The organism is Stenotrophomonas sp. 80084_Sma (assembly GCF_056481995.1).
The window spans coordinates 2,621,478-2,640,892 of sequence record NZ_CM151177.1 but is presented as its reverse complement, the minus strand read 5'-3'; the positions used below and the strand labels follow the sequence as shown (position 1 = coordinate 2,640,892).

Here is a 19,415-nt window from a genome sequence, read left to right as displayed (position 1 = left end):
CAAGGTTGCGGAGAATCCCGCGCTGCGCGCGATAGTCGACTGACAGTCGACTCTACCGCCGCCCTCTACTGTCTGAGGTGGCCTGGCCGAGTGCGGCGGCCATTGCCGCAAGCTTGCCAACCGTGTTGAGGTTGCGGGCGGTGCCCTGTTGGGCATAGGGAATCCGCAGGCGTGAGTCGGCCATGCCGTCGCCATAGTGGACGAAGATCTCGCGGGTGCCCAGCACCAGCTGCTCATCGCGCAGGCCGGTTACCCCGGTCAAGGGATCGGTAGGCAGTATCTCATCCACGAACAGCGCGACCACGCGATTGCCGGCGGCGTGCGGGAACGGATTGCCGGCGGCAACCGCCGCGATCTCGGCTGCCGAGCGCACCAGCACACCCACCGGTTTTCCTGCATAGGCCTGCAGCCGTTGGCCAAGGGCTTTTCGCACGCCGGCTTCGTCAAGTCCGCTGCGGAACACCACGTTGCCGCTGGCGATATAGGTGCGGACGTCGGTGAAGCCGGCGTCCTCGCACATCGCCACCAGTTCAACCATCGGCAGCTTGCCGGTGCCGCCGACATTGACTGCTCGCAGCAGTGCGACATGCACGCTCATGGGGTACCTGCCTGCAAGCGGTCGTACATGCGCACCAGGTCGACCAGCGTACGCGCGCCCATCTTGCGCATCACCTGTGCGCGGCGCACCTTCACCGTGATCTCGCTGACCCCGAGGTCGCCGGCGATCTGCTTGTTGAGGCGGCCGCGCACCACACCGTCGACCACCTCGCGCTCGCCGGCATTGAGGGTGTTCCAGCGCTGCTGCAGGGCATCGAGTGCCTCGCCGTCACGGCGGCGCTGGCGGTCGATGTCGATGCCCTTGTGGATCGCATCCAGCAGTTCCTGGTCACGGAACGGCTTGGTCAGGAACTCGATGGCACCGTCCTTGATCGCGTTGACACCCATTGCGATGTCGCCGTGGCCGGTGATGAACACCACCGGCAGCTGCAGGCCGTGGCTGCCCATCGTGCGATGGAACTCCAGCCCGCTCTGGCCGGGCATGCGCACGTCCAGCACCAAGCAGGCCGGTGCATCTTCCAGTTCGTGCTCGAGGAATGCCTGGGTGGAGGCGAAGGCCCGTACCTGCAGGCCCATCGAGGCGAGCAGGTCTTCCAGCGCGGCGCGCACCGACGGATCGTCGTCGATCACATAGACGATGGGCGCTGGATCGGCGGCGGGTGCAGCGGGCTTACGCATGAGGGAGTTCCGTGGCGATGGGCAGGTCAAACACAAAGCAGGCACCTCCGCCGCTTGGGCGCTCGGCTCGGATCCTGCCGTCGTTGGCCTCGATCATCGAACGGCTCAGGCTGAGACCGAGACCCAGCCCGTGTGACTTGGTGGTCCAGAACGCATCGAACACGCGCTCAGGATGGTCGATTGGCAGGCCGACACCGCGGTCGCGCACGCTGAGGCTGATCCGCTGTCCGTCGCGTTGGGTCAACAGGGACAGGCGGCGGTCGGCAGCCGGCACTGCTTCCATCGCGTCCACCGCATTGAGGATCAGGTTGCCGATCACCTGCTGCACCTGCACGCGGTCGGCCTGTACCAGCGGCAGGTCGGCATCGAGCAGCAGGGCCACGGCCACGCCGTGCTGGTCCAGCTCGCTGCGCGACAGTGCCAGCATTTCCTCCACCGCCTGGTTCAGGTCGAAGGCGCGTCGTTCCGGTGCCGCGCCCTGGGTCAGGCCGCGGATGCGGGCGATCACGTCACCAGCGCGATGCGCATCGGCCAGGATGCGGGCCACGGTCTGCCGTGCCTTGTCCACGTTCGGTGGGTCCTGTGCCAGCCAGCGCTGGCAGGCTTCGGCGCTGCTGGCGATCGCCGCCAGTGGCTGGTTCACTTCATGGGCGATTGATGTGGTCAACTCGCCCACGGTTGATGCGCGCGCCACCCGCAGCAACCGGCCCTGTGCTTCCTGCACCGCAGCCTTGGCCGCTTCCATCTTCAACGCAAGGTAGGTGGTGATGCCGATCACCAGCATGCCGATCACCGAATTGACCAGGCCGATGCGGTAGGTGCCGAAGCGGGTGAGGAAGAAGCTCAGGGCGGTGAGTGCGATGCAGGCGATGGCCAGGCTGATCAGCCCGCGCGCGGCCAGTACGCGCGATGCGGCGAGGATGACCGCTGCGTAGAAGCAGGCGGCCGCCACGGCGTAGTCGGTGACGGTGTCGATCAGGAAGATCGCCGCCATCACGACGATCAGGGCCAGCAGCACCAGCGGGCGGCGGGGCGACAGCGATGGCATCGGGGAAGCTCCCGGGCGTGGGCGGAAAGGATAGCAAAGCCGGCATTGGTGGATGCCGACCTGGGTCGGCGTGCTCTTGTGTGGTGGGTGCCGACCGTTGGCCGGCACAAACCAGAACGATGCCTGGTAGTGCCGGCCGCTGGCCGGCAACTGCACGGTACTTCCGGAGATCACGGGGTTGCCGGCCAGCGGCCGGCACTACCCCAGCGGTGGGCATGCCGAGGCGATGCACGGTGCGTCCGGGGATCATGAGGTTGCCGGCCAGCGGCCGGCACTACTCCTCCAGGCTGGCGTTCCAGAACCCCTGCAGCACGCCGGGGGTGGTCGCCAGCGTGGCCAGCACCGCATCCAGTTCACCGGCATCCACCGTGGTGGCATACAGTACGGCTTCTATCTCCACGTCACGCTCGCCGAATGGGCGCTGGTCCACCGCGCGTACCGGGTAGTGCGCCTGTTCAAGCAGCAGCAACAGCTGGTCCAGCACCTCGGCCTGCTGCTCGCGCTGGCAGACCACGTTGATTGCATAGGTCGCCTCGCTGAACGCCTCCGGCAGCGGCTGCCGCTGGATGCGGTTCACCACCGGCCGCAGCAAAGTGTTGGCGGCCAGCACGAACACGGCCGCCAGCACCGCCTCCGGCAGCAGCTTGATACCCGCGCAGGCACCCACCGCCGCCGAGCCCCATAAGGTGGCCGCGGTGTTCAGGCCGGACACCTGCGCACCGTCCTTCATGATCGCGCCGGCGCCGAGGAAGCCCACACCGGAGATCACATAGGCCACCACGTGCAGTGGCGACGGCGGGCCGCCGTACAGGTCGTGGAAGCGCACGGCCAGGTCCACGAAGACGGCAGCACCCACCGCCACCAGTGTATTGGTGCGCAGGCCGGCGGTGCGTTGACGCAGCTGTCGCTCCAGGCCGATAACGGTGCCAAGCACGAACGCCACCGAGAGGCTGATCAACGAGCTCAGGGTCGCGCCGGCGTTGAACGCCGGCAGGTTCGGATTGATGTCCATTGTGTTTCTCCCTGGACCAGGCGGCGGGCGCTTACTGCCAGCCGTAACGACGGATGTAGATCTTCTTCAGCAGGGTGGTCAGCACCGCGTAGCCGAACAGGATCGCCACCAGGAACGGCCAGTAGCCGGTCGGCAGGGCCTGCAGCTTGAAGTAGCCAGCCAGCGGGCTCATCGGCAGGGCCACGCCGATGGCCATGATCAGGCCGGTCATCACCAGCAGTGGCGGCGCGGCGATGCTCTGCAGGAACGGCACCTTCGGCGTACGGATCATGTGCACGATCAGGGTCTGGGTCAGCAAGCCGACCACGAACCAGCCGGACTGGAACAGGCCCTGGTCGGCTGGTGTGCGCGCATCGAACACGTACCACATCAGCGCGAAGCAACTCAGGTCGAAGATCGAGCTGATCGGCCCGAAGAACACCATGAAGCGGCCAATGTCTGCCGGGTTCCACTTCAGCGGCTTGCGCACCAGCTCCTCGTCCACGTTGTCGAACGGAATGGCGATCTGCGAGATGTCGTACAGCAGGTTCTGTACCAGCAGCTGCAGTGGCAGCATCGGCAGGAACGGCAGGAAGGCCGAGGCCACCAGCACCGAGAACACGTTGCCGAAGTTGGAGCTGGCAGTCATGCGGATGTACTTCAGCATGTTGTTGAACGTGCGCCGGCCCTGGATGACACCTTCCTCCAGCACCATCAGGTTCTTTTCCAGCAGGATGATGTCGGCGGCCTCCTTGGCGATGTCCACCGCGCTGTCCACGCTGATGCCGATGTCCGCCGCACGCAGCGCCGGTGCATCGTTGATGCCATCGCCGAGGAAACCGACCACCTTGCCCTGCGCACGCAGCTCGCGCACCAGCCGTTCCTTGTGCAGTGGCGTCAATCGGGCGAACACACGGTGGTGGTGCAATGCACGCGACAGTGTGCCGTCGTCCATGCGCTCGATCTGTGGTCCGGTCAGGATGGTGTCCGCGTCCAGCCCGACCTGGGCACAGACGCGGGCGGTGACCAGCTCGTTGTCGCCGGTGAATACCTTCACTTCCACACCATGCGCGGCCAGCGCCTGCAGCGCCTGCGCAGCCGATTCCTTCGGCGGATCGAGGAAGGCCACGTAGCCGACCAGGGTCAGCCCGCATTCGTCAGCCTGCGAATACACGGTCTGGCTGGCGGCGGTTTCCTTCATCGCCACTGCCACCACGCGCAGGCCCTGTTCGTTCAGTTCTTCGGTGGTCTGCCGCACGCGCGCCAGCCGCTGCTCATCCAACGGCTTGTCCTCGCCGTTCTCGCGCACCGTGCTGCATACCGCCAGCATCTCTTCCACCGCACCCTTGCAGATCAGCTCATGGTGGTCCTCGCGTTCGGACACCACCACCGACATGCGGCGGCGCTCGAAGTCGAAAGGAATCTCATCCACCTTGTGGTAGTCCTGCGACAGCCGCAGCGAGCTCTGCAGCTCCACGTGCTCCAGCACCGCACGGTCGAGCAGGTTGATCAGCCCGGTCTGGAAATGGCTGTTGAGGTAGGCAAACTTCAGCACATCCTCCGAATCGTGACCGAACACGTCGGTGTGCCGTTCCAGCGCGATCTTGTCCTGGGTGAGGGTGCCGGTCTTGTCGGTGCACAGCACTTCCATCGCGCCGAAGTTCTGGATCGCATCCAGGCGCTTGACGATCACCTTGCGCCGCGACAACAGCACCGCACCCTTGGCCAGGGTGGAGGTGACGATCATCGGCAGCATTTCCGGGGTCAGGCCTACCGCCACCGACAGCGCGAACAGGAAGGCCTCGGTCCAGTCGCCCTTGGTCCAGCCGTTGATCAGCAGCACGAACGGCACCATCACCAGCGCGAAACGGATCAGCAGCCAGCTGACGCTGTTGACGCCGGCCTGGAACGCGGTGGGCGCACGGTCGGTGGCGGTGCTGCGCTGGGCCAGGGTGCCGAAGTAGGTGCGGTTGCCGGTGGCCAGCACCACGGCGGTGGCTGTGCCGGACACCACATTGGTGCCCATGAACAGCAGGTTGTGCTGCTCCAGCAGGCCGGCCAGGCCGTCGCCGGGGTGCGCGAACTTCTCCACCGGCAGCGACTCGCCGGTCATCGCCGCCTGCGCCACGAACAGGTCCTTGGCGGTCAGCACGCGGCAATCGGCCGGAATCATGTCGCCGGCCGACAGCACGATGTGGTCACCGGGCACCAGCTCACGGATCGGCAGGTCCAGCAGGCGGGCCGGGCGACGGCTGTGCAGGTGCGCACCGAAGTACTGGTCGGCCACATCGGCGGCCTCGGTGCCCGGATTGCGGCGCAGCACGCGTGCGGTATTGCCGACCAGTGCCTTCAGCCGCTCGGCGGCACGGTTGGAGCGGCCTTCCTGCACGAAGCGGATCAGCGTGGACAGCAGCACCATCGCGCCGATCACGATCGTGGCCTTGATGTCCTCGGTCAGCCAGGACACCGCCGCCAGTACGGTCAGCAGCAGGTTGAACGGGTTGCGGTAGCACTGCCACAGATGGCGCCACCACGGCAGCGGCTTTTCGTGATCCACCTCGTTGGGGCCGAGCGTGGCCAGCCGCTCCTCGGCCTCGTGCGGGCTGAGGCCATCGACGTGCGAGTCGAGCGCAGCCAGCAGGCGCGGCTCGTCCAGCTGCGACAGGGTGACCAGGCCGGTGGTGAGCGCGAAAGGTGCGGCTTCGGCACTGCCCGGGCCGAAGCCGGCTTCGGGCATGGCGCGACGGCCGAACAGGTTGCCTGCGCGACGGCTGCGCAGGAAGGCATTGAACCAGGCGTTGAGCAGGCTCATGGGAACTCCTTGAATGTCAGAGCCGGCCGCGGCCGGAACACGAACGGAACGGATGCAACGGTTCAGGCGTGGCGCATCGCCAGCGCCGCCGGCGACCACGGCTGCATGTGCAGGCGCTGGCTGCCGCCGATGCACAGCGGCTTCATCGCATCGCGAAGGGGGTAGGGCAGATGGCGCAGCACGTTGATACGTTCGCTGATCGGCAGCAGCGACAGTGCATCGGCGACCACGCGCGGCGAACCGAGCGACAGCGAACGGGCGAAAATCACGGGGCCGTGCTGCAGCAGGTGGCTGCGCAGGGCGGCAACATCGCGCTCGCCGATCAGGCGGCGTAGGGTGATGTAGAGGATCTTGTAGGACATGGGGGTGATCTCCAGGCAGGCGGCGCCTGGCGATCCCCCGTCACTCAGGCAGGCAGGGACCGGCGGGCAGGCGCCAGGAACAGGCAACAGGCGGGCATACGGGGCGCGGTGCGCCCGGCAGGGTCGGGGTCCATCTGCGTCTCCATGAGGGGAGGGAGCCAGCCAGGGTTGCCCTGGCCAGTGGCGCTATTGTCCGCCCCTGAATGGGGCAGTCCTAGAGGCTCGTGGGTTAGCCCGGCTATACCTTGGTATAGCCGGGCAAGCATCGCGCCAATCGGCGGCGCATCAAGGAATCAATGCGAGGTGCTGGTCTGCTTGCACACATCGTACTCGCCGCGGCTCAGTTTCTTGTCGCGATCGGTATCGCAGGCGTGCAGTCGTTCTGCCCAGTCCGGCGCAACCGCATCGACTTCGGCCAGGGTGACGATGCCGTCCTTGTCCTTGTCCAGCGATTCATAGGCTGGAATCAACTTCACTTCGGTTACGTCCTCGGCCGCGGTGGCCTTGCTGGCTTCCTGCGTTTTGGAACAACCGCCCAGCAGAATGCCGGCCGAGAGGATGAGGAGAGCGGGAAGGTAGCGGAAACCGGTCATGGCGTGCTCCTGAGGAGGGGGCGGTCCACCGGTGTGGTGGCCACGGCCGGATCTTCGGCGGGGGACTGTAAGCCGGTTGCGAAGAATGCAGGCAAGCGTGCACGCAAGTAGGGCGCCGTTCACCGCGATGGCGCCGGTCCAGCGGGTCAGGACCGGCAGACTAGGAATCGCTTCAGATGCGTAGGACATGTCCGGCTTTTGCAACTTTTTGCATATCGAGATTGTGATGCGGTCGTGAAAATTCGCGCTCGCCTTTCCCTGCGGGCCCGCCATGCGTCGTCTTCTCTCATTGATTCTGTTGGTCATCCTGTCTGGTAGCGCGCACGCATCCACACCCCAGATCAACGTAGGCGTGCTGTTCGACTATCTGCAGCCCACGCACAGCAACCTGCTCAAGCGCATCCGCAACACCGGTGACGCCACGGCTTACGTGCGGGTTGAAGTCACCCAGATGCACTTCGATGCGGAGGGCAAGGCCAGCGAAACGCCGGTGGATACCACAGCGCTGGTCCGCAACACGCCGGATGCGCAAGGAGTCATCGCCAGCCCCAGCCGCCTGATCATCGCAGGCAATGGACAGCAGGCCACACGCCTGGTGTATCGCGGTGCGCGTGACCAGGAGCGCTACTACCGGTTGCGCTTCATCCCGGTGGCGCCAACGGCCGAGGACTTCTCGCTCAGCGAAGAGCAGGCCCGGGAGGCTGCGGAGCTCACCTCGGCCATCCGCGTGTTCACCGGCTACGGCACGATCTTCTTCGTCGCGCCGGAGAACCCGCACTACGACACGCTCATCGAGCAACAGCAGGTACGCAATCGCGGTAATGCCACCGTGGTGCTGGACAACCTGCGCCAGTGCGAGCGCGACCGTCCCGATACCTGCACGCCGGGAATCATCGCGCATGTGCGTCCCGGCAACAGCTACGCGCTGCAGGCTGCCGAGCACCAGTTCCTGCGCTTCGAGCTTCGCGAAGGCGACAGCCAACGCAGCATCGACTCACGCCGTTAAGCCCACTTCCACCGTTGGATCTGTCCCGAACGGGCCTGCCAGGCGCCCGCTGGGACGGCGTTGCCCTTGCCTGGCACCTTGATTCCTACCCTTGAACCTGGAGTGCATCCATGTCCCTGAAGACCACCCTGCTGGCAGCGGCGACCGCCCTGCTGATCACCCCGGCCATTGCCCTGGCCGCGACCGAAACCAAGTCGATCACCGTCAACGTCACCGCTGATGTGCCGAACACCGCTGGCCTGCAGGTGTCCACCCCCGATGGCTGGGAAGGCCTGCCGCAGAACCTGCCGTGGGATACCGCCCGCCAGACCCTGGGCGATCTGACCGGCCGTGTCATCAACATCAAGTCGCCGGCGGCCATCACCGCCTATCTGTCTGCGCCGGCGCAGATGGCCTCGGCCGCCGACGTGGTCGACCTGGCCGTGAAGCTGGACAACGTGGTGGTGCCGGCCACCTCGGCCGCCAAGATCACGGTGGCCAATGCCGCACAGGCCGCGGCCGGCAAGTCGTTGGCGTTTGCCATTACCCCCACCGTGCCGACCGATGGCTACAAGCAGGGCAGCTACGGCGGCCAGTTCCACATGATCTTCGAAAGCGATATCTGACGATCATGCAGCTTCGTGCCCTTCCTGCCGCATCGCAGATGCAGCGGGAGGGCACGGGCATCCGCCCATGAAACGACCCGTCCGTCCCGCATCTCCGGCCCTTGCGCGATTGGCTGCCGGCATCGGCGCCGTGGTGTTTGCCGCGTCCAGCCATGCCGCCGGTCTTGCGCTGGGTGAGCTGCCCAGCCTGCTGGAGCAGCGCGAGCGCATGCCTGCGGAGTTCCGTGAGCACCTGTTCGGCAATCCGCTCACCGTGCGGGTGGAGCTGGACGGGCGCTACCTGGGCGACGCCGAGGTGCTGCTGCACGAAGACAATCGCGTGCAGCTGATCGGTTTCGGCGAAGCCCACGGCAGCCCGCTTCCGCAGACGGAGCGTTCGCGCTGGGCAGACGTGCTGGCCGAGCCGGTGGCGCTGGGTGTGTGCAGCCAGCAGTGTCGCGGATTGGCGGCGCTGCACTACAGCCTGTCCAATTCCCTGCTCAGCCTGCTGACCCAAGCAGGTGCGCACAAGGAAGGACGCCACGTCGCGCTGCCGGAGCGCGGCAGCCATGGACTGATCGTCCGCAACAGCGTGGCCGTGCATGGCGGCCAGGAACAGCAGACCTCCGCGCGCTACAGCGCTGAACTGCGCGGCAGCGTCGGCCGCTGGAGCACGGTAGGCAGTTACCAGTACTACGCCCAACCGGGTAGCCGCGAGCACTATCTCAGTGCCCTGCATGCCCAGCGCGAGCTGGGCGACCATTTCGTGCGTGCAGGCTACTTCCTGCCCACCTTCGAAGGCATCATCCGCCAGCCGCGCGCACTCGGCACGCAGAACGATACCGCGCTGGGCTTCATGCTCGGCTCCTCGGACGTGCTGCTGGCCGACACGCGCAGCCCCAGTGTGTACCCGGTCTATGTCACTGCCAGCCGCGAAGGCGTGGTGGAGATCCTGCGCGACGGCAACCTCCTGTCCACGCAGGCCGTCAAGCCGGGCATCCAGGAGATCGACACCCGGCGCCTGCCCGGCGGCATCTACGACGTGGAACTGCGGGTCATCAAGGACGGCCACGAAGCCTCGCGTGAGACCGCGTCGATCCACAAACCAAGTCGATGGAGCGACCCCAGCCGCCGCTGGCGCTACAGCGTGTTCGCTGGCCAACAGCGGGGCCTGCTCGATAGCGGTCGCGCACTGCAGGAGGGCAGGCTGGCCGCGGGTGCGGTGGTCAATTACCTGGTGCATCCGCGGGCGGTGGCCGGTGCCACCGTGCAGCAGATCGGCACGCGCCGCGCGGCGGGGCTGTCGATGGACTGGCAGGCCAGCGACCGCTTCAGCACCTACACCAATGCCTATACGTCCAGTGATGCCGGGCGCGGCGTCGACCTGCAGGGGTTGTACCGCTACCGCGCCGGATCGGTAGTGGCCAACCATGCGCGCAGCTGGGCAGAACAGCGCCAGCGTGTCCTGCCCGGTGACGGCTCGGTGCCGCGTTGGGAAACCCGCGGGGGCTGGCAGGACACCACCGCGGTATCGATCACCCATCGCTTCAGCCATCGCGACAACGCCAGCCTGCGGGTGGCGCGCAGCTCGGGCTTCACCAAAGGCACCGGCATCGATGTGTCCTATGGACGTCGGGAGACCCTGTTCGGCAGGCACGACGTGAACTGGCGGGTCTCGGCCTACGACCGCCCTGGCAGTCGCTTCACCCATTACCGCCGTCAGCGCGGGATCGACCTCACCGTCAGCGTATCGCTGGGCAGCGAGCGTCGCAGCTACAGCGGCAGCCTGGGCAGTCGTACCGGCGAGGGCGGCCAGCGCGACACCTACGTCAGCGCGGCAGCGACGCAGCGTGTGGATGGCAAGCTTGTGCAGACCGTGAACGGGATGATCAGTACTGAGCGCAGTGGCATTGGCGCTGGAGCAGGTGCGTACCTGCAGAGTTCGTTGCTGGAAGGTGATGTGCAGCTGTACCGTGGCGCGGGCTCGGGCCACGTCAGTGGCAGCGCCAACCTGGACAGCACGCTGGTGATCGGCGGTGGCCGTGCTGCGGTGCTTGGCCAGGGCCGCAGCGGCAGCGTGGATACCGGCATCATCGTCGACGTGCGCAGCGACTACTCCGACGTGATGCTGCGTGGCGACGACAGCCGGGGCGGCGGTGTGGAGTTGAAGCCGGGGCGCAACTTCGTGCCGGTAACCGCGTACCGTGCGGGCCACGTGCAGTTCGACTTCCATGGGCGGCATGCTCCCGCGGCCACGCTGCAACCGGCAACCATCAGCTACCACCTCAACAAGGGTGGGGTGATGCACGCTACCGTGGATGTGTTGCGCACCTTCACCGTAATGGGCCAGGTGCTGGATGCCGACGGCAACGGCGTGCGCGGTGTACAAGTGATCAACCATGCCGGGCGCAGCGTCAGCCAGGAGGAGGGATTCTTCACGCTGGAGCTGAGCGCACGCGCGCCGGTGGTGGAGCTGCGCTATCCGAACCTGGTGAGCTGCGTGCTGACGATGGAAGAGGGGCGCTATCCACGGGAGGGGGATGTGCTGATGGTGGGTGGCATTCGTTGCCCCGTGTCATTGGCTGTGAAGTGATTCAGGACCAATAGGAGGTCTCAGTTGAGATGAAAGCGGTGATGGGTGTGGTGGTCTTGTTCATTCTGTCGCAGACATTTCCTGCAGAAGCGCAGGTGGTGGAGAGGACTGTCTCCGGTGAATTTCGGCCGAATGCGCTGAACCCGGGCAACACTTCCTTTGAAAACACGACACCACGTGGGGGGTTCTGCAATTGGCGGCCCGCTGAGTGCGACAGAAGCGGGGCCTACATCTTCGATCTTGGCGCGAGAACGTATTGGACCAAGTCTGGAGATGGCGATCCAGCATCTCGCAGGGATACCACATACGTGCGCTTCCCCGCCCCAAGAGCCGTCACGGTCCGGGAAGTAAGAACCGGTGCAGAGTTCGATGTGACCATCAGTTTCATGGCGATTTCGCTGTACTTGAGTTTCGGCCGGGGTCAGGATCCTTGGTACTACGGTACTGCGGGGGGCTGCACCGCTATTCGTGGGGCGGGCGGATTAGGTTGGTCACACGGAGGATGGGGTGTCCGCACTCCGTCCAATCCTCAGGAATGTTTCAGCACCGTTGCTAGAAACGGCCGAAGCTACTCATATCGGAATGTTGGAATTGGCCTCAATGTAGAGCTTCCGAATGCGACCGCACTGCAGTCGGGGCGATATGAGGCTTCAGAAAGCTGGACTACTGGAGGAGCCGGGGCGGACATTGATCTTGGAGACAATATTACGGGGGTTTAGTCAATACGATTGAACTTCGTGTTTGATGTGATGCATGACTTCAATGTGCGCTTCTCAGAGTCCGCGCCCAGCGTGAAGCTGGCTCCAGAAGAAGGCTGGTCGCAGTGGATTGACCATGGTCGCCCACCCAAACGATTGAGTCAGGAACTGCCGTTCCATCTGACCACGTCGATGGACTTCAGTATGAAGCTTCGTTGCGAGTACGACGCGGGTGATCGCTGTGGGATACGCAACTCCCGCGACGACGTGATAGCGCCAGTGGAGATTGATGTGACGATTCCCGGTATGAGCACTGTGCGCGATGGACGGCCTGCGCAGAACACAGCGCTGCTGCCGGATGATGCGCGGGCGCCACGCTTCACCCCGGATGGCTATCTGATGCAGCGGCGTTCGACGCTGCGATTTACCGCTGATCGCGAGGCGGTGACGGAGATGCTGAAGTCGCCCGGTTCGCATTGGCAGGGCAACATGACGGTGGTGTTCGACGCCAATCCGTGACAGGAGGGCAGAGCGGCTGGGTAGAGGCGACCAACAGCCGGCTCTACCTGCAACCGGCGGGATGCCGGTCAGCGGCCGCCACTACCCACGCCGTCAGAAGCGGTCGGCAAACGCGTCCGTGGCCCGCACCAGTGCATCGACCGTCGCCGGCTCGTTGGCGCTGTGGCCGGAAGTCACCATCTCCAGCTTTGCTTCCGGCCAGGCCTTGGCCAGGTCCCAGGCGCTGCGCGGCGGGCAGATGATGTCGTAGCGGCCCTGCACGATCACGCCGGGCAGGTGGCGGATGCGATCGATGTCGCGCAGCAGCTGGTCCGGTTCCAGGAAGATGCCGTTGCGGAAGTAGTGCGCTTCGATTCGGGCCTTGGCCAACGTGTCCAGCGGATCATCGGTGGACACCGCATCCACCTCGTGCTGCAAGGTGGCGGCGTTGTCCTCCCAGCCTAGCCAGGCTTGCGCGGCGGCGATGCGGGTGGCCTCATCGGCGCTGTCCATGCGCGTCCAGTAGGCCGCGATCATGTCGTTGCGCTCGTCCTCCGGGATATAGGCCTCATACCGATCCCAGCGCTCCGGGAAGATCCAGCGCGCACCACCGTTGGCCTCGGCAAACCAGCGGTTCTCGATCTCACGACCGAGGAACACGCCGCGTACGATCAGGCCAGTGGCGCGCTCAGGATGTGCCTGCGCGTAGGCCAGCGACAGGGTCGAGCCCCAGGAACCGCCATAGACCAGCCAACGCTCGATGCCGAGGTGCTCGCGCACCTTCTCGATGTCGGCCACCAGATCCTGCGTGGTGTTGTCGCGCAGCTCGCCGAACGGTGTGGAGCGTCCGCTGCCACGCTGGTCGATCAGCACGATGCGGTAGCGTGCCGGGTCGAAGAAGCGGCGATGGGTGGGCGAAATGCCGGCACCCGGTCCGCCATGCAGGTACACCACCGGAATCCCGTCGGGCGTGCCGCATTCCTCGATGTGCAGGGTGTGCAGATCGCTCACTGGCAGGGTGAACTCGCGGTAGGGCTCGATGGCGGGGTACAGGGTGCGCATGGCAGGCGTCTCACAAGCAGGGGCGGCCAGCATAGCGCCGCCGCCTGTGGCCTGCAGCGGCGGGCTCCTGCGCGGTGCTGGAAATGGGCTGGCCGATGCGCATAAGCTGCCGCGATGCAAGCGACCACGGCCGGGACGTCCACCTTCAACCTCACCCTCGGCAGCGGCGCACGCGAGCTGCTGAAGTGGATCGCACTGCTGACCATGACCGGCGACCACGTGGCGAAAGTGGTCTACGGCGGCTACCTGCCGGTCATAAGCGAACTGGGGCGCATCGCGTTCCCGCTGTTTGCACTGGTAATGGCCTGCAACCTAGCCCAGCCGGGTGCAGACCTGCGCAAGTCGATCCGTCGCCTGGCCGTATGGGGCGTGGTCGCGCAACCGCTGCATGCACTTGCCTTCGGTCCCTGGTTGCCACTCAACATACTGCTTACTTTTGCCCTGGCTGCGGTGGCGGTGCATGCACTGGCCAGCAATCGCCCACTGCTGTTGCTGCTGGCGGCGGGCATGGCGCCGATGCTGGTGGACTACCAATGGGCGGGCGTCGGCTTCGTGCTGCTCGGATGGCTGGCGTTCCGCCATGGTGCGTGGTGGCTGCTGCTGATCGGGCTTGCTGCAGTGTGCTGGGCCAACCACAACGGCTGGGCGTTGCTGGCCGTTCCTGTGTTGCTGTTGGCGGCGCGGGTGCCGTGGCAACTGCCGCGCTGGCGCTGGGCGTTTTATGGATACTACGTGGGGCATCTGGCGGTGCTGGCGTTGATTGCTCGTCTGCTTGCGTAATGTCGGAACTGGCATGTGGCATGTCCCTGAATGCCGGATGCGGTCAAGGAATGCGCGATGCCGATGCGGGTGAAGCATGCCGTCATCGGCGTGGTGCAAGTTGTTGAATCTTCGGCTCGATTGTCGATATGCGACAATGCTGCCACTGCGTGAACGTTGCTGTCTTTGCACTTGGGTTGTTGGCGCCTGCCACCCCGTTGTGCTCATGATGGGGTGCCATCGAAAAAGGATGGCCGGGGCCTGGAAACCCCGTTGGTCGCGTGTAGTTTGCGCTCGCCAGCCGGCGTCGCCTTGTGCGGCGTCGGCTGGCATTCCGTTCGAGCTTTATGGCGGGCGGTGCGTGGAGGTGGGTGAAAACCCACCTGCCGGTTAGTGCTTACGCGACCACCGGATTTCCAGCCACGTACCGTCCGCCGCCTTTGTTAAGGGCGGTGGTCCTGCATGCCTTGCACGGAGACCTGCCATGAATGCATCGGAGTTCCCCCATCAGCGCGCCCCGGCCAATGCCGATGAGGGGCACGACATCCCGCCCGATCCCAACAGCCTGACGACCCTGCTGCATCGCATCGGGTTGGGCGCGGCTGCTGACGGTCAGTCTTGGCCCGAGCGCCATCAACTGCCGGGCCGATGCATGGCGTTGGCCGATGCTGATGGTGCGCTGGCCGGACTGCGCATCGTGCAGGAAATCCTGCTGGCGGCAGAACGCGCCCGCCAGAATGGCGGCCCGGAACACTACGTCGGCGACCGCGTGATGGAAGGCCTGAAGCTGGCGGCATTGGCGTTGACCAGTCATGCCATCTATCGCCTGCACCCGAAATGAAACGTAGATCCACGCCATGCGTGGATGCCTTTCAGAAATCCATCGTGGCCGACAACAGCACCGTCCTCGTCGCACCCAATGCGAGGCTCGACAACAACGGCATGCCCCAATACGCCTTGTTGGTCACGTTGTTCACGCTGGCGCGCAGGGCAAGCGGTCGGCTCGCCACCGTGGTGCTGTAGCGCGCACCCACATCAAACAACGTGCGCCCCGGGACCGACAGGCGATTGTCGGCACTGATGTACTGCTTTGACATCGCGGTGGCATTGCCGGTCAGGGTCAAGCCCTCCAGCGCCGGCACATCCCATTCCACGCCCAGCTTGGCCTGGCGTTGCGCAACGGCGGTAGCAATGCGGCCTTCATTCACGCCACCGGCGGTGCGGGTCAGCTTCGGCTGCACGTAGGCCACGCCGCCCAGCAGGCGCACGCCGTCCAGGGGCGCGCCGAAGAAGCCCCATTCCACGCCACGGTTACGCTGTTCGCCACCGAACGAGAAGATATTCGTGACCGGATCGGTGTAGCTGCTCGGGCGCTTGATCTCGTACACGCTGAAGGTGTGCGCGAAGCTGCCCAGGTCCAGCTTCAGGCCCAGCTCCTTCTGCTTGGTGCGGAAGGGTGCAAACACATCGCCGGCGTTGGCGGCGGTCATCGGCGCGGTGGCGCCCTGGCTTAGGCCTTCGATGTAGTTGGCGTAGACCGAAAGCTTATCAGTGGCCTTCACCAGCAGGGCGGCGGCCGGGGTGGCGGCGCTCTCGTCATAGCGCGAGGTGCGCGCACCGCTGGCTACGTTGAAGGTCTCGCTGACCACCTGCTGGCGGCGTACGCCCAGTGTCAGTTGCACGCGGTCATCGGCAAAGGACAACGTGTCGGCGAAGCCGATGCTGTCCAGCCGCAGTTCGGTGTGCGAGATATGCGGCGCGATGAACGGCGCAGCCGGGCCCCACACCGGGTTGTAGAGGTTGGTGGTCCAGTCCCAGCCCGGCACGCTGCGGCGGCCGTAGTCGTTCTGGGTGTGCTGGTAGTGGGTCACGTTGGCGGCCCACTGATGGCTCACGCTGCCGGTACGGAAGCTGCCGCGCAGGCCGGCATCACCGGACTGCTTCTTGATGTCGAACGCCAGCTGGCCGATCACCGTGCTGAAGTCGCCGGCTGGATTGAGGATCTGCGCGCTGATCGAACCGTTGTAGCGGTAGTCGGTCTTGCTGATGCCATAGGCCAGGTAGGCCATCAGGTGTTCGTTGATGTCCAGCTCGCCGCGCAGCATCGCGCCCTTGTCCTGGCTGTCCACGTAGGCCCAGTCCGGGTTGATCAGGGTGTCGCCACGGGGCGGGCGCGGAATCGCCACGCCCGGCGCCAGGCCGACGCCACGGGCCGGGCCGTCCACGCGGTCGTCGGCGCTGTACAGATCGGCGGACAGGCGGGCGCGCTCGCCGCGCCAGTCCAGTGCCAATGAACCCAGCTGCACCTTCTTGCTCTGCTTGCCCACTGCGCCGTCGCCATCACGGCAGGCGCCGTTGAAGCGGATGCCGAACTGCTTGTCAGCGCCCAGACGGCGGCCCACATCCACATGGGTACCGAATTGCGCATCGGAAGCGAAGTTGGCGCTGACCCGCAGCAATGGTTGCTCGCTAGCACGCTTGGGCACCAGGTTGACGCTGCCACCGACCGAGCCGCCCGGTGGCATGCCGTTGAGCAGGGCGGACGGGCCCTTCAGCACCTCGATGCGCTCGAACATCTCCGGCGAGGTGCGGTAGTACGGCGCCATGCCGCTGAGGCCGTTGAAGGTGGTATCGCTGGTGCTGGAGGCGAAGCCGCGGATGGCGTAGTTCTCGCTCCAGGCGCCGGTCACGCCGTTGCTGAACACCGTAGGGTCGGTGGCGGCGATGACGTCGGTGAGGTCCTTGGCCTGGCGATCGCGGATGAAGGCTTCGGTGTAGCTGACCGTGCTGAACGGCGTATCCATGAAGTCCTTGTCGCCGAGCAGGCCGACGCGGCTGCCGGAGGCCACTTGTCCGCCGGCATAGTCGCCGGTCACCCGGCGCTGTTCCTGCACCTGCACCGAGGGCAGAGTGGACGGCGCGGATTCGGCCAGCGCGGCAAACGAGGCCAGCAGCCCCATTGCCAGGACTGACACCCGGTAGCGCCGGGCCATCGGCGGATGCATCTGCCCGCGGCTCGCGGCGGCCGCTGCGGGCTGCAGGGGAGAGGAAAGGTGGTACACGGTCATGCCAGGTTCCTGTGAATCGCAGGTGCGAACGCGCCTGGCGCGCTGCCGACGGCAAGCACGGGGGAGGGCGCGGCGCAGGGTTGTCGGCTGGGTGGGGACCTGGCGGGAAGTGAGCCTTTGGCTCGATCGCGGACGGCGGCGGGGTTGCGAACCTCACGCATTCCGAATTAGTTGAGTAAATTAAACTAAACCATATGAAGCGGACAAGAGGGTCCCTTTGCTGGCACCCTCGCTACGGTATGAACATGCACCCTGAAACCCCGGCGTCGGCCCGTGGCCGTCCGCCCACCATCACCCCCGATCGCCTGGCCGACATCGGCATCAAGCTGGGCCTGCCGAACCTGACCATGGCCAACGTGGCCGCCGAACTGGCGGTGACCCAGGCCGCGCTCTACAAGCGCGTGGCCAACCTGGAGGCCTTGAAGCGGCTGGTGGCCGACACGGTGTTCCAGCGCTGGCAGATTCCGCGAGCGTCGGCCGATGCACCGGGCGGTCTGCAGGCTTACCTGCTGGGGTTCGTGGATTCGCTGTGCGAAGTGGTGAAAGCGCACCCCGGGCTGCCGCCGTACCTGCTGCGTCGTTCGGTGGCGACCACGCCGATGCTGGAGAAGATCGCCTCGCACCAGGCCCATGTGGCCGAGGTGTTCGGCCTGCCGCTGGACAAGGCACGCTGGCTGCTGGCCACGATCGCGTTCTACTGCATTGCCGGTGCGGATACGGTCTACGGGATTGCCGACGACGAAGAGGGCCAGGTGATCACCGAGTTCAAGCAGGGCATGCGTGCGCTGGTGATCGGTTCGCTGGAGGTGTTGGAACTTCGGTAGATCCACGCCATGCGTGGATGCCGTTGCACGGCTCCCCACGGCCCCATCCACGCATGGCGTGGATCTACAATGCAGCCATGCCTGCCACGCCCACCCTCGATGATCTGCGCCGCCATGCGGTGGCGCGCACGCTGTTCAAGCCCACCACGCTGCTGACCGCGATCCGTCGCCTGGGCTTCGTGCAGGCTGACCCGATCCGGGCGCCGGCACGCGCACAGGACCTGACCCTGCGCCATCGGGTGAAGGACTACCGTGCCGGTGATCTGGAGCGGCGTTATGCGCGCCTGCCGGTGGAGGAAGATTGCCTGGTGAACTACGGCTTCCTGCCGCGCGAATATCTGGCGCTGATGCATCCGCGCGTGTCCAAGCGCGCGTGGGACACCGAGACCCAGCGGCGTGCAGCGGATGTGCTGGCCTTCGTGCGCGAGCGCGGCAGCGTGCATCCGCGCGAGGTTGACCAGGCGTTCGCGCATGGCCGGGTGACCAACTACTGGGGCGGCACCAGCAGTGCCAGCACGCACCTGCTGGATGGCATGCATTACCGTGGCCTGCTGCGCGTGCAGCGGCGCGACAGCGGCACCCGCATCTATGCCGTAGCCGACCACGCGGAAGCTGATGCCAGCGAGCAGGCACAGATTGAACGCGCCGCCGCCCTGATTGATCTGGTGGTACGCAAGTACGCGCCGCTGCCGTCGGCCAGCCTGACTTATCTGGTGCGCCTGCTGGGCTATGGCGCACCGCATCTGGCCGAACAGACCCGGCAGGCGTTGATGCTGGCCAAGCAACAGCTGGCCAGCTGCACGCTGGACGGCACCACCTGGTACTGGCCGGCCGACGAGAACCCGCGCTCGCGCCGGCATGCGCCGGACGAAGAGGTACGCCTGCTGGCGCCGTTCGACCCGGTGGTGTGGGACCGCCGCCGCTTCGAGCTGCTGTGGGGCTGGGTCTACAAGTTCGAGGCCTACACACCTGCGCCGAAGCGGCAATACGGCTACTACGCGCTGCCGGTGCTGTGGCACGACCAGGTGGTGGGCTGGGCCAATCTCAGCGTACTCGACGGTGAATTGGCGTCCAGCGTGGGCTACGCCGGGAAGTCGCTGGCCCGCGACAAGGTGTTTCGTGGCGCGCTTGAAGACGAACTGCAGCGCATGGCGGAGTTCCTGTAGCGCCCAGCGGCGCATGGGTGCCTATCGCTCCCGGTGCCCACCAAGGTGGGCATCTACCAAAGCAACGCCGCGCAGGCCCGGTAGTCGCCAACCTTGGTTGGCGCTGGCTTCCATC

The 19,415-nt window shown here is 65.8% G+C and carries 17 protein-coding genes; 8 read left to right on the top strand and 9 right to left on the bottom strand.

All coding sequences use genetic code 11. The features are described from left to right. Window positions 1-52: 52 nt before the first annotated feature. From ACZK3W_RS12260 to ACZK3W_RS12230, 7 genes are all read right to left on the bottom strand, one after another. Window positions 53-598 (bottom strand): DUF1697 domain-containing protein, encoded by a 546-nt coding sequence (locus tag ACZK3W_RS12260; protein ID WP_197615615.1) that lies wholly within the window; start codon window positions 596-598, stop codon window positions 53-55. Continuing rightward, window positions 595-1,236 carry a response regulator transcription factor gene (locus ACZK3W_RS12255; RefSeq protein WP_100434721.1) on the bottom strand — a complete coding sequence of 214 codons (642 nt, stop codon included), beginning with the start codon at window positions 1,234-1,236 and terminating at the stop codon, window positions 595-597. Before ACZK3W_RS12255 ends, ACZK3W_RS12260 begins: the two co-directional genes overlap by 4 nt. After that, window positions 1,229-2,284, bottom strand: coding sequence for an ATP-binding protein (locus ACZK3W_RS12250; RefSeq protein ID WP_197615614.1), 1,056 nt, complete (start codon window positions 2,282-2,284; stop codon window positions 1,229-1,231). The genes ACZK3W_RS12255 and ACZK3W_RS12250 overlap by 8 nt, the downstream gene beginning before the upstream one ends. Window positions 2,285-2,558: 274 nt before the next feature. Beyond that, on the bottom strand, window positions 2,559-3,296 hold the full coding sequence (locus tag ACZK3W_RS12245; protein ID WP_012511185.1) for an MgtC/SapB family protein: 738 nt from the start codon (window positions 3,294-3,296) through the stop codon (window positions 2,559-2,561). 31 nt (window positions 3,297-3,327) lie between these two features. After that, window positions 3,328-6,087, bottom strand: a complete 2,760-nt coding sequence (mgtA, locus tag ACZK3W_RS12240) for a magnesium-translocating P-type ATPase (RefSeq protein WP_197615923.1) — start codon at window positions 6,085-6,087, stop codon at window positions 3,328-3,330. Window positions 6,088-6,149: 62 nt separating this feature from the next. Continuing rightward, window positions 6,150-6,449 carry a hypothetical protein gene (locus ACZK3W_RS12235; RefSeq protein ID WP_125894842.1) on the bottom strand — a complete coding sequence of 100 codons (300 nt, stop codon included), beginning with the start codon at window positions 6,447-6,449 and terminating at the stop codon, window positions 6,150-6,152. 293 nt (window positions 6,450-6,742) lie between these two features. Then, the gene (locus ACZK3W_RS12230; RefSeq protein ID WP_100434716.1) at window positions 6,743-7,042 is read right to left on the bottom strand and encodes an EF-hand domain-containing protein; all 300 of its coding nucleotides are present in this window, start codon (window positions 7,040-7,042) and stop codon (window positions 6,743-6,745) included. A 271-nt stretch (window positions 7,043-7,313) separates the two neighbouring features. Between ACZK3W_RS12230 and ACZK3W_RS12225 the strand changes: the two genes are divergently transcribed. The 4 genes from ACZK3W_RS12225 (at window position 7,314) to ACZK3W_RS12210 (ending at window position 12,442) form a co-directional block, all read left to right on the top strand. Next, window positions 7,314-8,048 (top strand): CS1 fimbrial subunit B flags: Precursor, encoded by a 735-nt coding sequence (locus ACZK3W_RS12225; RefSeq protein WP_100434715.1) that lies wholly within the window; start codon window positions 7,314-7,316, stop codon window positions 8,046-8,048. Window positions 8,049-8,158: 110 nt separating this feature from the next. Next, a complete protein-coding gene (locus ACZK3W_RS12220) occupies window positions 8,159-8,653 on the top strand; it encodes a CS1 type fimbrial major subunit (RefSeq protein ID WP_100434714.1) in 495 nt (164 codons plus the stop codon). 67 nt (window positions 8,654-8,720) lie between these two features. Beyond that, on the top strand, window positions 8,721-11,225 hold the full coding sequence (locus ACZK3W_RS12215) for a TcfC E-set like domain-containing protein (protein WP_197615922.1): 2,505 nt from the start codon (window positions 8,721-8,723) through the stop codon (window positions 11,223-11,225). A 728-nt stretch (window positions 11,226-11,953) separates the two neighbouring features. Then, on the top strand, window positions 11,954-12,442 hold the full coding sequence (locus ACZK3W_RS12210) for a hypothetical protein (RefSeq protein WP_197615921.1): 489 nt from the start codon (window positions 11,954-11,956) through the stop codon (window positions 12,440-12,442). Between the two features lie 93 nt (window positions 12,443-12,535). Here the strand turns inward: ACZK3W_RS12210 and pip are convergent, their stop codons facing one another. Next, the gene (gene pip / locus ACZK3W_RS12205) at window positions 12,536-13,483 is read right to left on the bottom strand and encodes a prolyl aminopeptidase (protein WP_100434789.1); all 948 of its coding nucleotides are present in this window, start codon (window positions 13,481-13,483) and stop codon (window positions 12,536-12,538) included. 114 nt (window positions 13,484-13,597) lie between these two features. On the opposite strand from pip, the gene ACZK3W_RS12200 reads away from it, so the two are divergent. After that, entirely contained in the window at window positions 13,598-14,263 is a 666-nt protein-coding gene (locus ACZK3W_RS12200) for a TraX family protein (RefSeq protein WP_125894837.1), read from the top strand. A gap of 463 nt (window positions 14,264-14,726) precedes the next feature. After that, window positions 14,727-15,083, top strand: coding sequence for a hypothetical protein (locus ACZK3W_RS12195; protein ID WP_197615920.1), 357 nt, complete (start codon window positions 14,727-14,729; stop codon window positions 15,081-15,083). A gap of 31 nt (window positions 15,084-15,114) precedes the next feature. Here ACZK3W_RS12195 and ACZK3W_RS12190 read toward each other — a convergent pair whose 3' ends face one another. After that, on the bottom strand, window positions 15,115-17,310 hold the full coding sequence (locus tag ACZK3W_RS12190) for a TonB-dependent siderophore receptor (protein ID WP_197615919.1): 2,196 nt from the start codon (window positions 17,308-17,310) through the stop codon (window positions 15,115-15,117). 239 nt (window positions 17,311-17,549) lie between these two features. Here ACZK3W_RS12190 and ACZK3W_RS12185 point away from each other — a divergent pair, with 239 nt between their 5' ends. Further along, window positions 17,550-18,134 (top strand): TetR/AcrR family transcriptional regulator, encoded by a 585-nt coding sequence (locus ACZK3W_RS12185; protein WP_197615918.1) that lies wholly within the window; start codon window positions 17,550-17,552, stop codon window positions 18,132-18,134. 53 nt (window positions 18,135-18,187) lie between these two features. Continuing rightward, window positions 18,188-19,300, top strand: coding sequence for a DNA glycosylase AlkZ-like family protein (locus ACZK3W_RS12180; protein ID WP_478449942.1), 1,113 nt, complete (start codon window positions 18,188-18,190; stop codon window positions 19,298-19,300). The last annotated feature ends 115 nt before the right edge of the window (window positions 19,301-19,415 follow it).